The 12222-nt window shown below is 68.4% G+C and carries 12 protein-coding genes; 2 read left to right on the top strand and 10 right to left on the bottom strand.

Going from position 1 to position 12222, the window contains the following annotated elements; translation table 11 throughout:
- Window positions 1-134: 134 nt before the first annotated feature.
- Window positions 135-1058, top strand: a complete 924-nt coding sequence (gene cobA, locus C7389_RS03125; protein WP_133588293.1) for a uroporphyrinogen-III C-methyltransferase — start codon at window positions 135-137, stop codon at window positions 1056-1058.
- Between the two features lie 6 nt (window positions 1059-1064).
- Here cobA and C7389_RS03120 read toward each other — a convergent pair whose 3' ends face one another.
- The 3 genes from C7389_RS03120 to C7389_RS03110 all read right to left on the bottom strand — a co-directional run bounded on the left by C7389_RS03120 (window position 1065) and on the right by C7389_RS03110 (window position 5108).
- On the bottom strand, window positions 1065-1829 hold the full coding sequence (locus tag C7389_RS03120; RefSeq protein ID WP_133588292.1) for an SDR family oxidoreductase: 765 nt from the start codon (window positions 1827-1829) through the stop codon (window positions 1065-1067).
- A gap of 145 nt (window positions 1830-1974) precedes the next feature.
- The gene (locus tag C7389_RS03115) at window positions 1975-4449 is read right to left on the bottom strand and encodes a putative bifunctional diguanylate cyclase/phosphodiesterase (protein ID WP_162851647.1); all 2475 of its coding nucleotides are present in this window, start codon (window positions 4447-4449) and stop codon (window positions 1975-1977) included.
- Window positions 4450-4628: 179 nt separating this feature from the next.
- Entirely contained in the window at window positions 4629-5108 is a 480-nt protein-coding gene (locus C7389_RS03110) for a nuclear transport factor 2 family protein (RefSeq protein WP_133588288.1), read from the bottom strand.
- Window positions 5109-5277: 169 nt separating this feature from the next.
- Between C7389_RS03110 and C7389_RS03105 the strand changes: the two genes are divergently transcribed.
- Entirely contained in the window at window positions 5278-5856 is a 579-nt protein-coding gene (locus C7389_RS03105) for a TetR/AcrR family transcriptional regulator (protein WP_133588286.1), read from the top strand.
- A gap of 108 nt (window positions 5857-5964) precedes the next feature.
- Here C7389_RS03105 and C7389_RS03100 read toward each other — a convergent pair whose 3' ends face one another.
- The 7 genes from C7389_RS03100 to C7389_RS03070 form a co-directional block, all read right to left on the bottom strand.
- Window positions 5965-6414 (bottom strand): MarR family winged helix-turn-helix transcriptional regulator, encoded by a 450-nt coding sequence (locus C7389_RS03100; protein WP_133588284.1) that lies wholly within the window; start codon window positions 6412-6414, stop codon window positions 5965-5967.
- Window positions 6411-7190 carry an ABC transporter permease gene (locus C7389_RS03095; RefSeq protein ID WP_133588282.1) on the bottom strand — a complete coding sequence of 260 codons (780 nt, stop codon included), beginning with the start codon at window positions 7188-7190 and terminating at the stop codon, window positions 6411-6413. Before C7389_RS03095 ends, C7389_RS03100 begins: the two co-directional genes overlap by 4 nt.
- Window positions 7191-7264: 74 nt before the next feature.
- Entirely contained in the window at window positions 7265-8059 is a 795-nt protein-coding gene (locus C7389_RS03090) for an ABC transporter permease (RefSeq protein ID WP_133588280.1), read from the bottom strand.
- The gene (locus C7389_RS03085) at window positions 8056-8844 is read right to left on the bottom strand and encodes an ABC transporter ATP-binding protein (RefSeq protein WP_133588278.1); all 789 of its coding nucleotides are present in this window, start codon (window positions 8842-8844) and stop codon (window positions 8056-8058) included. The genes C7389_RS03090 and C7389_RS03085 overlap by 4 nt, the downstream gene beginning before the upstream one ends.
- A 28-nt stretch (window positions 8845-8872) precedes the next feature.
- Window positions 8873-9859, bottom strand: coding sequence for an ABC transporter substrate-binding protein (locus C7389_RS03080; protein WP_133588276.1), 987 nt, complete (start codon window positions 9857-9859; stop codon window positions 8873-8875).
- Between the two features lie 89 nt (window positions 9860-9948).
- Window positions 9949-10950: a 3-hydroxybutyryl-CoA dehydrogenase gene (locus tag C7389_RS03075; protein ID WP_133588274.1), complete on the bottom strand. Its 1002-nt coding sequence runs from the start codon at window positions 10948-10950 to the stop codon at window positions 9949-9951.
- Window positions 10947-12026 carry an NAD/NADP-dependent octopine/nopaline dehydrogenase family protein gene (locus C7389_RS03070; protein ID WP_133588272.1) on the bottom strand — a complete coding sequence of 360 codons (1080 nt, stop codon included), beginning with the start codon at window positions 12024-12026 and terminating at the stop codon, window positions 10947-10949. The genes C7389_RS03075 and C7389_RS03070 overlap by 4 nt, the downstream gene beginning before the upstream one ends.
- Between the last annotated feature and the right edge of the window lie 196 nt (window positions 12027-12222).

Below are 12222 nucleotides of genomic sequence, written 5' to 3'. Positions count from 1 at the left end.
ACTGCTGCTGCAGGTTCATCAATCAAGCAGGGCGGACTCTGTACCCCTACAAAATTTAAGTCTTTAACTTCAGTCAATTTCAGCGGGTCGGCCCGGCTGCTAGAGTCGCCACCAAGCTCTTGCATGAGGGAATCATGGTGAATGCCCGATACCGCGACACCTGTAGCCAGATCTCCGTGCAGGAGACACTCGCCCGCCTCGCCTTCCGGCCGCCGGTCTGTATCCCGAAGGCATTTCCGCTGGCGCCGCCGGCAGCCGGCGGCCTGCCGCACGGCGGCGCCCGCTGCGGCTGGGTGAGCCTGGTCGGCGCCGGTCCGGGCGACCCGGAACTGTTGACGCTGCGTGCGGCGCGGCGCATCGCCGAGGCGGAGGTGGTGGTCTATGACAATCTGGTCGGCAGCGGCGTACTCGACCTCATCCCGGAGGATGCCCAGCGCATCTACGTCGGCAAGGAAGCCGGCCGGCATGCGCTGCCGCAGGGAGACATCAACCGCCTGCTGCTGCGGCTGGCGCGGCAAGGCTTGCGGGTGGTACGGCTGAAGGGCGGCGATCCCTTCATCTTCGGCCGTGGCGGCGAGGAGATGGAAACGCTGGCGGCGGCCGGCGTGGTGTGCGAGGTGGTGCCCGGCATCACCGCCGCCTCCGGCATGGCCGCTTGTACCGGCATTCCACTGACCCACCGGGAACATGCGCAGACGCTGGTGTTCGCCACCGGCCACTTGAAGGACGGCACGGTGAACCTGGACTGGACCGCCCTCGCCCGCCCGCAGCAGACGGTGGTGATCTACATGGGGCTGGGGGCGCTGGAGCTGATCTGCGACGCACTGATCGCCCACGGCCTGCCGGCGGATACGCCGGCGGCGGTGGTGCATGCCGCCTCCACCCCGCAGCAGCGCGTGGTCGGCCAGCCGCTGGCCACCCTGCCGGCGGCGGTGCGCGCGGCCGGGCTCGGCTCGCCCTCGCTGATCGTGATCGGCAGCGTCACCCGCCTGCACGAGGTGCTGCAGCCGGCGATGCCGCAACGGGCGCCGGCGCCGGCTGCGGCGGTTCCGGCCTGAGGGGCTTCAGCTGCGGTTGATGGAGACGCCGCCATCCACCAGCATCGCCGCGCCGGTCATGAAGGAGGATTGCGGCGAGGCGAGGAACAGCGCGGCCTGCGCCAGTTCCTCCGGCCGGGCGATGCGCTTGAGCGCATGCAGGGCAGCGACCGCGGCCATGGCTTCCGGCGTGGTGCTCATCTGCGCGCCCATCGGGGTGTCGGTACCGCCCGGCAGCAGGGCGTTCACTCGCAGGCCCTGCGGGCCGAACTCGGCGGCCAGGGTCTGCACCAGGCCGATCAGCCCGGCCTTGCTGGCCGCATAGGCGGCGGTGCCGGGAAAGCCGACCGTATGGCCGACGAAGGTGGAGGTGAAGATGAGGGAGCCGCCGCCGCGCGCCAGCATCGCCGGGATCTGGTGGCGGGCGCCCAGGAAGGCGCTGGTGAGATTGGTTTCCAGCGTGCGCCGCCAGCCTTCCAGCGAAACCCCGGTGGTCGGCCCCAGTTCGCCCAGCGTGCCGGCGTTGTTGAAGGCGATGTCCAGCCCGCCGTAGGTTTCCTGCGCCATGTCCACCGCCCGCCGTGCGGTGGCCTCCTCCGCCACGTCGCCCGCCAGCGCCACCGCGCGGCCGCCGGCGGCCGCGATCTCCGCCACCAGGGCGGCCAGCTCCGCCTCCCGGCGGGCAACCAGCACCAACGCCGCGCCCTCCCCGGCGAACAGCCGCGCCGCCGCCCGGCCTATGCCGGAACTCGCGCCGGTGATGATCGCCGTCTTGTCGCTCAGCTTGCCCATGTCTGCTTCTCCTTCGAATTCGGGGAGAAAGCAGTTTCGATGCTGGGGAAGGACGGGGGAAACCCGCTTCTTGCGGTCGAACTGGGAGCACGGAGAGCCCGCGCCGGCCGGGCTGGCCGTGGCCGCTGCCACAGGGGGGCAGCCCTCAGGCGCTGAGCGCCTCCAGCCTGCCGTCCACCGCCCACTCCTCCGGCGGCCGCGGCCGGCCATAGGCGTAGCCCTGCAGCAGCACGCAGCCCAGCTGACGCAGCAGCGCCGCCTGCTCGGCCGTCTCCACGCCCTCGGTGACCACCGCCAGCTCCAGGTCGGCGGCCATGGACACCACTGCGCGCACGATCTTCTGGTCCGAGCCGTTGGTGAGGATGTTGCGCACGAAGGAGCGGTCGATCTTGATGATGTTCACCATGTAGTTCGACAGGTAGCCCATGGAGGCGTAGCCGGTGCCGAAGTCGTCGATGGCGATGCGCACGCCCTGATCGCGCAGCCGCGCCAGCGCCTGAGTGACCGCATGCACGTCGCCCAGCAGCATGTCCTCGGTCACCTCCAGCACCAGCCGGTCCGGCGGCACGCCTTCGGCAGCGAGGATCTCGACCAGGCGGGTGGAGAACTCGTCCGCATAGATGTCGCTCACCGACACGTTCACCGCCAGGTAGGGCTGGCCGTGGGCGCACAGGTGCGGCACGAAGGCGCGGCAGGCGGCGCGCAGCACCAGTTGGGTGAGCTGGCCGATGCGGCCGGATTCGGTGGCGGCGCGAATGAACTCCACCGGCGGAATGGGGCCGAGGTCGGCATGGGTCCACCGCGCCAGCGCCTCGAAGCCGGCGGTGCGGCCGCTGTCGCTATCGACGATGGGCTGAAAATGCACCCCGATCTCGCCGCGCTCCAGCGCCAGTTGCAAGGCAGCCTCGATCTGGAACTGGCGCACCGCGCGTTCATGGATGCCGTTGTCGAACAACACCACCTGGGCGCGGCCGGAGCGCTTGGCCTCGTACATGGCGGTATCCGCCTCGCGCAGCAGGCGCTCATGCTCGTCGCTGCCGCCCGGGGCGATGCTCATGCCGAAGGCAGCAGAAACCGGGATGCGCCGGCCCTTGATCATGAAGGGCTCCACCAGCATCCTGCTGCAGCGCTCGCGCACGCCCTCCAGCGCGCCGTCGCTGTCGCAGCGGGTGACGATGACGAAGGCGTCGCCGCTGAAGCGCACCAGCAGCTCATCATTAATCAGCCACTGCTTCAGCCTCAGCGCCACCGCCGCCACCAGTTCATCGCCGAAGGAGTGGCCGTAGGTATCGTTCACCAGCTTGAAGCGGTTGAGATCCAGCATCACCAGCGCCAGGCTCCCGCCCTCCGGCGCGCGCGCCGCCAGGTGTTCCATCAACCAGCGCCGGTTGGGCAGGCCGGTGAGTTCGTCATGGGTGGCCTGGTAGCGCAAGGCGGCCTGGCGTTCCGCCTGCATGCGGCTGCGGAACAGCAGGGCGATCAAGGCCAGCAGCAGCAGCGCGACCACGGTGGAGAAGGCGATGAGCTGGCCGCGGTATTCCGGGTCGAAGAGCGAGGGCGGCGCATTGAGCAGCACGCGGCCTTCGGGCAGCTTGCGGGTGGGAATGCCCAGCCGGCGCAGCTCCTTGTAGTCGAAGACCAGCGCCAGCGGCGCGTCATAGACGTAGGGGATGGCCGCCGGGTCTTCCCCCTCCAGCACCCGGATGGCAAGGCCGGCGGTGACGCGGCCGGTTTCCAGCCCGCTGTTCATATAGCCGCCGACGGCGCCGAAGCCAACCGTGCGGTCGAGGTCGGAATACAGCGGCAGCGCGGTGCGCGCCCGCAGGTAGGCCACCACCTCCTCCGGCCCCAGCGTGCGACCGCCGGCGGTCTCCGGCATGGAGCCGAAGGCGAAGATCAGCGTCTTCTCCGGCAAGGCCTTCAGGCGGGGCGCGATCTGCGCCAGGTTGTCCACCACCCAGTGGTCCACCGGCAGCTCCACCTGCATCGCATCCAGCGCCCGGCGCAGCGTCTCCCGGATGCCGGCGCCGGTTTCGTCCGCCGCGGTGAGGAAAAGCAGCATGCCGGCGTCCTCGTGCAGCGCGCGCGCCAGCCTCAGGGTGCGTTCCAGGTCGAAGTGCTCCGCCACGCCGGTGACACCGGCCCGGCCACCGACGATGGGCACGGGATCGCCATTGACGCCGCAGAACACGATGGGCGTGCCGGCGAGGAGTTCGCTGTCGTGCAGGGCGAACTCCAGGGCGTTGTTGTCTACCGTGATGACGAGATCGAAGGGCTGGCCGCGGTACTTCTCGCGCAGATAGCCGGCGAAGCGTTCGCGCTGGGCGGCGTCGGGATAACGCCGGGAGTCCATCCATTCCACATGGAACACTGGCCGCTGGGCATTGCCCACGCCATGCCACTCATCTATCCCTTTCAGGATAGTGTCCTCCCAGCTGTGGCCGTGGTGGTACGACATGAGCACCAGCACATGGGCGCGTGGCGCCGTTCCTTCCACGCGTGCCGCCGGCACCGCCAGCGGCAGGGCCAGCAGCAGCCAGAATATTGCGAGGCGGCCGGCGAGGCGCGGAAAAAAACGAAAGAACACACCCGTCATGATGCCCCGCGAAGTGACCGTCATTGCGGCCATTCTTGCACAGGACAACGGCAAGAGGTTGTCGCGCCGCAGCAGATGCGCCGGGCGGAAACGCCGGGCGGCGGCGCCCGCTCTATCACCAGTGGCGGAGCGGGTGCAAGGCCGGATGCGGGGCGGCGGACCACTGCCGCCGTGGTGCCGCCGCCCTCGCCCCGGGCCCCTGTTTACAGGCCCAGTTCGCTCAACCCCGGGTGGTCGTCCGGCCGGCGGCCCTGGGGCCAGTGGAACTTGCGTTCGCTCTCCTTGATCGGCAGGTCGTTGATGGAGGCGTGGCGGCGGCGCATCAGGCCGGCGGCATCGAACTCCCAGTTTTCGTTGCCATAGGCGCGGAACCAGTTGCCAGCGTCATCCCGCCACTCGTAGGCGAAGCGCACCGCGATGCGCTCGCCCTCCGTCGCCCACAGTTCCTTGATCAGGCGGTAATCCAGTTCGCGGGCCCACTTGCGGCGCAGGAGTTCGACGATCTGCGCCCGACCGGTGACGAATTCCGCGCGATTGCGCCAGCGGCTGTCCTCGGTGTAGGCCAGCGCCACCCGCTCGGGATCGCGGGAATTCCAGGCGTCTTCGGCGAGGCGGACCTTCACGATGGCACTGTCGTGGGTGAAGGGCGGCAGGGGCGGGCGGCTTTGTTCGTTGGCGCTCATTTGGGAGACTCCTGGTCGTGGTGAGACCCGCGGGCGGGTCTGCGGCGGGGAACATGGAAGTGAAGCGGAAGTGGTACAGGCTGGCCGGGCCGAGGTACGATACAGACCTGTCTACACTCTTATGTAGACAGGTCTGTCTGTCAACGCCTTCAATGTTCAAGCCTGCCCGATGACCGCCGCCACCCCTGCCCTGCCCGCCCGCCAGCGCATCCTGGATACCGCCTGCCGCCTCTTCTATGGCGAGGGCCTGCGGGCGACCGGCATAGACCGCATCATCGCCGAGTCGGGCGTGGCCAAGATGTCCTTCTACCGCCACTTCCCGTCCAAGAACGACCTCATCCTCGCTTTCCTGCAGCTCCGCCACGAGGCCTGGATGGCGCGCTTCACCGCCGCGGTGGAGACGGCTTCCGCGACGCGCCCTGGCCTGGCGGCGCTGGCGGACGCGCTGGGAAACTGGTTCTCGGACGCCGACTACCGCGGCTGCGCCTTCATCAACGCGGTTGCCGAGAGCGGCGTGCCGGCGACACCGGAAGTCGGTGCCATCGCCGCCGGCCACAAGGCGGAATTGCGCGACTGGATCGCCGCCTATGCCGGCCGCTGCGATCTGCGGGAACCTCACCAAGCGGCCGACGAGGCGATGCTGGTGGTGGAAGGCATGATCGTGCGCTTCCAGATGACCCGGGACGCCGCCATACCGGCCCACGGCCGCCGGCTGCTGGAACTGATCGCCGCCGCGCACCGGGGCTGACCCCGCGGCCCCCCCCTGAGGCCACCCTCCGGCCACCCGCGGGCCGGAAATGAGGAAGCCGCCGGACTCCTCGAGTACCGGCGGCTTCATCGTGTGCGGCTGGCTGCGCTAGGGCCGCAGGTTGCTGGCGATGCGCAGCAGCACGTCGCGCAGTGTCTCCAGCTCGGCGGCCGGAATGCCCTCCAGCGCCGCCGCCTCTATCGTCAGCGCCCGCATCAGCACCAGGTCGAACACCGCCCTGCCCTCAGGCACCAGGAAGATGTTCACCGAGCGGTTGTCCTCCGGGCTGGGTTCGCGCCTGATGTAGCCGCGGTTCTCCAGGTTCATCAGCGCGCGCGACAAGGTGGACTGCTCGGTCACCGTCGCATCCGCCAGGGCACTGACGCTGAGCCCGTCCTGCTCGGCGAGGAAGGCCAGCACCCGCCAGTGGGTCAGCGTCAGGCCGTAGCCGTCCAGCACCTTCTGGAACTCGACGTTGAGGAAGCTGGTGACGCGGTTGATGAGATAGGGCAGGAAGTGGTGATGGCCGGGATAGGCCGGGTTCGGGGCGCGGTTCATCGATGGTTACCATGGCCGACCAGCAGGCGGTTGCGCACCGCCACCAGGGCGGCGTTGAGGAGCAGGCCGATGGTGGAGATGGTCACCAGCGGCACGAACATGTCCACGATACGGAAAGAACGCGCGGAGCGGATCAGCAAATGCCCCAGGCCGTCGGTGGAGGAGATCATCTCCGCCAGGAAGACGGTGACGCAGGAGATCAGCAGCGCGATCTTGCAGCCGGTGAGGATGGAGGGCAGCGCCGAGGGCAGCACCACGGTGAAGATGGTCGCCCGCCGGCTCGCCCCTGCCGCCCAGGCCGACCACAGCAGCTTGGGCTCCACCGACCGCGCACCGTGGAAGGTGGCGAGCAGGATGGGGAACACCGCGTCCGCCACCACCAGGGCGATCTTGGACGCATGGTCGAAACCGAAGATGAGCACGAAGGCGGGATACAGCGCGATCTTGGGAATCGGCGCCAGCACCCGTATCACCGGCTCCAGCAGCCCGCCGCCGCCACGGCTGGCGAGCAGGCCGATGGAAACGCCGGCCGCCAGCGCGATGGCAAAGCCGGACAGCAGCCGGATCATGGTCTGGGCAACGTGGTGCAGGAAATCCGGATCGGGCAGCAGCGCTATCCAGCGCAGCAGCACCACCGAAGGCGCCGGCAGCAGCGTGGGCGCCACCAGGCCGGCGCGGCACACCGCTTCCCAGGCCAGCAGGATCACGGCCAATGGCAGGACGGAGGCGGCGGTGCCGCGCAGCCGCTCGCCCGCGAAGATGTTGCTTGCGCTCATGACTCCCCCTTCACTGCGCGATCCGCCTCCCGCGGGCGGGAGAGCGCCGCCCGCGGAGGTACGTGCAGAAGCACTCATACTCCACCTCCCGGAACCATCGCGTCCTGGCGGGATTCCGCCCAGTGCACCAGGCGGCGGCGCACCCGCTCGAACACCCAGTCGAGCACGAAGCCGATGGCGGCGAGGATCACGATCATTGCATAGACGTCGCCGTACAAAGCCATGTCCAGCGCGTTGAACAGGAGGTCGCCGGCGCCGGACTGGCGGGCGATCATCTCCGAGCTGATCATCACGATCAGCGCCATCGCCAGGCCGACGCGGCAGCCCAGCAGCACGTCCGGCAGCGCCGAGGGCAGCACCACCTTGAACAGCCGCGCCACCGGTTTCATGCCCATGGCCATGGCGGACCACAGCAGCTTCTCGTCCACCGCGTGGGCGCCGTGGAAGCTGTGATAGATCAGCGGCAGGCTGACGCCGAGGAAGATCACCAGCACCTTGGACAGGTCGCCGACGCCGAACCACAGCATGATGATGGGCATCAGCGCCGCCTTCGGGATCGGGTAGGCGGCGGTGAGCACCGGGTTGAGGGCCTGGGCGATGCGCTTGTTGCGGCCCATCGCCAGCCCCACCGGCACGGCGAAGCACAGCGCCAGCGCGCCGCCGAGGAACATGCGCCACAGCGAGGCACCTATGCTGGCCAGGGATTCGCGCTCGCCGAGAATCAGCGGCACCTGCACCAGTGCCTCGGTGGCCGGCGGAAAACCGTCGATCTGCGCCAGCCGGGCGAGGATCTCCCACAGCACCAGCAGCGCGCCCAGCGACAGCACCGTGCTGGCGGCCGGGCCGAGCTTGCGTAGAGCGGACTTCATGCGCCGGCGGCCTCCAGGTGTACGTCCTCGATGAGCTGCTCCAGCTCGACGATGTACTCCTGGTAGCGCCGGTTCACCAGCAGCTCGGCGCGCACCCGCGGACGCGGCAGGTCTATCTCCACCACCTTCTTGATGCGGCCCGGCGCCCGCGTCATCACCACCACCCGGTCGGACAGGAACACCGCCTCGTCCACCCCGTGGGTGACGAACAGCACCGTCTTGCGGTCGCGCTCCCAGATGCCGAGCAGCTCGTTCTGCAGCACGGTGCGGGTATGGGCGTCCAGCGCGCCAAAGGGCTCGTCCATCAGCAGGATCTGCGGCTGATAGGCCAGCGTGCGGGCGATGGCCACCCGCTGGCGCATGCCGCCGGAGAGTTCCTTGGGATAGAAGTCGGCGAAGTCCTTGAGGTGCACCATGTCCAGCAGCGCGCGGGCGCGCGCCTCCGCTTCCGCCTTGGAGACGCCCTGCTGGCGCAGGCCGTACATCACGTTCTCCAGCACCGTTTTCCAGGGGAAAAGCGCGAACTCCTGGAACACCGGGCCGCGGTCCGGGCCGGGGCCGGTCACCGGCCGGCCCTGCACGGTGATGGCGCCGGAGGACGGCGCCACGAAGCCGCCCACCATGTACAGCAGGGTGGACTTGCCGCAGCCGGACGGGCCGAGGATGGAGACGAACTCACCCTCGGCCACTTCCACGTTCACATCGTCTATGGCCAGGTGCCTGCGGCCGTCGGCGGTGGAGAAACGCTTGGTGAGGCCCTGGATGGCAATCATCGGTTCTGACATGGTGCCGCTCTCCTGCCTGTCTGCTGTCTTACTTCACCGGCGCGACGACGTCGTCACGACGGAACTGGTCCACCTTCAGCGGCTTCTTGATCATGCCCAGCTCGGTGTACATGTCGAACATGGTCTGCACCGCGGCGAAGTCCGGCTTCATCGTCGGATCGTGGGCGAAATCGTTGGCCTTCAGCAGGTAGGGCTCCAGCGCGGCGGCCGGCGCACGGGTCACCTCGGAGACGACCTTGATGGTTTCATCGCGGTTGTCCAGCGCCATCTTCATCGCCGCCGTCATGTCGCGGGTGTAGAGCTTGGCGGTCTCGACGTTGGCATCCACCCAATCCTTCTTGCACACCTCCATCACGTGCACCGTGTTGGGCATGAGATCGGACAGCGCAAAGAGCTTGCGCACGCCGCCCTTGGCTTCGGCGCGGGAGGCGAAGGGCTGGACGAACACGCCGACGTCCACCCGGCCGCCGCGCAGCGCCGCTTCCGAGCCGGGGAAGCCGGTTTCGACCAGCTTGATGTCCTTCTCCGGGTCGATGCCGTTCTTCTTCAGCAGCATGGCCATGCCGCCATGCACGCCGGAGCCGTAGACGTTCACCCCCACCGTCTTGCCCTTGAGGTCGGCGATGGACTTGATCGGGGAATCTTCCGGCACCGCCCAGTACACCGAGAAGGAGCCCGGCTTCTCGCCCACGTGCTGGGCGAGGATGTAGGCCTTGAGATCGCTGGCCGCGGCGCCCTGCCCCAGCGACAGCGGCGCCTGCGAGGAGCAGTCCAGCGCGCCGGAGAGCATGGCCTGCACCATGGGCGCGGTGCCCTGGAACTGCACCCACTCGATCTTGTACTTCTTGCCCAGGTCCGGGAAAGCATCCGGCCGGCGCATCATCCAGTACTTGGCTTCCTCGGCAGGAATCGTCCAACCCACCCGGATGGTCGGCACGTCCGCCGTGGCAGGCAGCGAGGCCGCCAGCAGGCCGGCACACAGCAGGCGCTTGAAGGACCCGGAAAACGTCATCATGTTCGTCATCTCCATCGTTGAGGGGAACTGCGGGGACTACACGTTTCGTTTCTGTTCTGTACTGCGGCGTTGCGAAGGGAAATGCGCGTTCAGCCCCGCCTTTCGCCATCGGGCGGCAGCAGCTCGTTCATGCGCAGCAGCTCGGTGAGCCGCGCCAGCGCCTGGCGGCGGTAGGCGGGCTGGTCCACCTTGCGCCAGTCATAGAAGCCCTCGCCGGTCTTGAGGCCGATGTTGCCCTCGGCCATCTTGCGTTCGACGATGGGCGGGCAGGCGTAGCGGCTGTCGTCCAGCGCCTTGGCCAGGTAGCCGCTGGCGTAATAGAGGATGTCGGCGCCGCCGAAGTCGATGAACTCGACCACGCCCATGGCGGCGTAGCGGATGCCGAAGCCGTAGCGGGTGGCCTTGTCGATGTCCTCGGCGGTGGCCACGCCCTGCTCGATCATGCGGGCGGCCTCGTTCATGACCAACGATTGCAGGCGCGGCACGATGTAGCCGGGCTGGGCAGCGCACACCACCGGCACCTTGCCCACCGCTTCCAGCATCTCCGTCATGCGGCGGGTCGCATCCGGCGCGGTGCCGGGGTGCGGCGACAGTTCAACCAGCGGAATCAGGTAGGCCGGGTTCAGCCAGTGGGCGTTGAGGAAACGCTCCGGCCGCGTCACCAGCGCCGCCAGCTCGGTGGAGAGGATGGTGGACGAGGTGGAGGCCAGCAGCGCGTCTTCCGGCAGGAAGCGGCAGGCGTAGTCGAAGGCCTCGCGCTTGGCGTCCACCGTTTCCGGCACGCCTTCGAACACCAGGCCGAGGCGGCCCAGCCAGGCCGGCGCTTCGTCGCGGCCGACGATGCGCACCCGGCTCACCACCGCTTCCACCACCTCCGCCTTCACCACGCCCAGTTCCACCAGCGTGGCCAGGCTGGCGCGCAGTTCCGCCTCGGCTTCCGCCTTCAGCTTCGCCAGCGCCTCGCGTTCGCGCGGCTTGATGTCCAGCAGCACCGCCTCGCGCCCGGCCAGGGCGAAGGCGAGAACGATGCCGCGCCCCATGCGGCCGGCGCCCAGCGCGCCGACCAGGGCTTCCTGCGGCGCCCCGCTCATGCGGGCAATCCGTCATTCAGCAGCTTGGCCATCTCTTCGCGGCTGAGGCCGGCCAGGCCCAAGGCTTCCAGCGTGCGCGGGCCCTTGCGCAGATCCTTGCCGCAGACGCCGGAGGCGATCGCCAGCAGGCCGCTCGCGGTCAGCACCTTCACGCCGGCCCAGTCCGCCACCGACACCAGCAGGGCGAGGCCGTAGTGGATGTCCTCGGTCATGTAACGGTGGGCGGTGAGGTCGATGCGCTCGCGCCAGTCGCCGCTGTCCACCAGGCGCTTGTGGGCATCGCCATACATCCACTGGTCGTTCTCGTAGTGGTCGCTGAGCGGGAAGTGGGAGGGCTTGTAGCCCAGTGCCTCGCGCACCGCGATCCGCTCGTGGTCCAGCGCGGTGGTGACGCGGCGGATGGAGGGCTGGGTGCCTTCGTTGTGGATGTCCCAGGCCTCGAAGTGCTCCAGCGGGCCGGCGTTCATCATGATCAGCGGCGGGTGGATCACCGGGCCAGCGTTCATCAGCGCGCCGGACAGCGCATCCTCGATCGGCTCCACCGACGGGTAGGCGGCGCGCAGCACGCGGAAGGCATGCTCGCCGTTCTTGGCCGGGAACACGCCAGTGGGCAGGCGGGTGGCGCGTATGGTGATCGCCACCTCGGCCGGACCGTGCTTGCGGGTAAGGTGCGGCAGCGTGCCGGTCTCGCCGATGGTGATGTCGGCCTTGCAGCCGGCGGCACGGAAGGCCTTCATCATGGCGAAGCTGCCGAAGGTGCCCGGCGGCAGGAAGATGACCTGGCCGTCTTCCATATGGGGCGCCATGGCGCGGGCGATGTCCTCCTGCGCGAAAGCCGGCGTCGGGATCACGATCAGCTCGGCGCCGCGCACCGCTTCACCGATGTCGGTGGTCGGCTTGGCGATGGTCACCTCGCGCTTGCCGTCGATGTCCTTCACCGTGATCTTGCCGCTCTTCAGCACCGGCGCCAGACCTTGGGCATCCCGCCGCCAGAAGCGCACCTCGTGTCCGGCCTCCGAAAGATCGACCGCCGACGCATAGCACCCGTTACCCCCACCCAGCACTGCAATCCGCATGGTTTGCCTCCCGTTCAATTAAATGTATGAGCACGCATTTGCGCACGCAAATAAAGCGTGTCGATGGAAATGATCCGAGGCGGCATCAGCGATTTCGAGATGAAGCACCGCGCTCTGTTTTTCATTAATGCATGCACATGCATGTATGTCAACGGAGCCCAAGTCGATCAAATGGCGGAATTGCAAGAAGTGGATA

This window comes from Azoarcus indigens (assembly GCF_004361735.1).
In the GTDB taxonomy this organism is placed as follows: Bacteria; Pseudomonadota; Gammaproteobacteria; order Burkholderiales; family Rhodocyclaceae; genus Azoarcus; species Azoarcus indigens.
Note: the sequence above shows the minus strand (reverse complement) of the source record. Positions and strands in the feature narration are given on the sequence as shown.

Excerpts from the sequence above, each read along its gene's own strand:
- cobA (WP_133588293.1), top strand. The coding sequence starts at position 135 with ATGGTGAATGCCCGATACCGCGACACCTGTAGCCAGATCTCCGTGCAG.
- C7389_RS03120 (WP_133588292.1), bottom strand. The coding sequence starts at position 1,829 with ATGGGCAAGCTGAGCGACAAGACGGCGATCATCACCGGCGCGAGTTCC.
- C7389_RS03115 (WP_162851647.1), bottom strand. The coding sequence starts at position 4,449 with ATGACGGTCACTTCGCGGGGCATCATGACGGGTGTGTTCTTTCGTTTT.
- C7389_RS03110 (WP_133588288.1), bottom strand. The coding sequence starts at position 5,108 with ATGAGCGCCAACGAACAAAGCCGCCCGCCCCTGCCGCCCTTCACCCAC.
- C7389_RS03105 (WP_133588286.1), top strand. The coding sequence starts at position 5,278 with ATGACCGCCGCCACCCCTGCCCTGCCCGCCCGCCAGCGCATCCTGGAT.
- C7389_RS03100 (WP_133588284.1), bottom strand. The coding sequence starts at position 6,414 with ATGAACCGCGCCCCGAACCCGGCCTATCCCGGCCATCACCACTTCCTG.
- C7389_RS03095 (WP_133588282.1), bottom strand. The coding sequence starts at position 7,190 with ATGAGCGCAAGCAACATCTTCGCGGGCGAGCGGCTGCGCGGCACCGCC.
- C7389_RS03090 (WP_133588280.1), bottom strand. The coding sequence starts at position 8,059 with ATGAAGTCCGCTCTACGCAAGCTCGGCCCGGCCGCCAGCACGGTGCTG.
- C7389_RS03085 (WP_133588278.1), bottom strand. The coding sequence starts at position 8,844 with ATGTCAGAACCGATGATTGCCATCCAGGGCCTCACCAAGCGTTTCTCC.
- C7389_RS03080 (WP_133588276.1), bottom strand. The coding sequence starts at position 9,859 with ATGATGACGTTTTCCGGGTCCTTCAAGCGCCTGCTGTGTGCCGGCCTG.
- C7389_RS03075 (WP_133588274.1), bottom strand. The coding sequence starts at position 10,950 with ATGAGCGGGGCGCCGCAGGAAGCCCTGGTCGGCGCGCTGGGCGCCGGC.
- C7389_RS03070 (WP_133588272.1), bottom strand. The coding sequence starts at position 12,026 with ATGCGGATTGCAGTGCTGGGTGGGGGTAACGGGTGCTATGCGTCGGCG.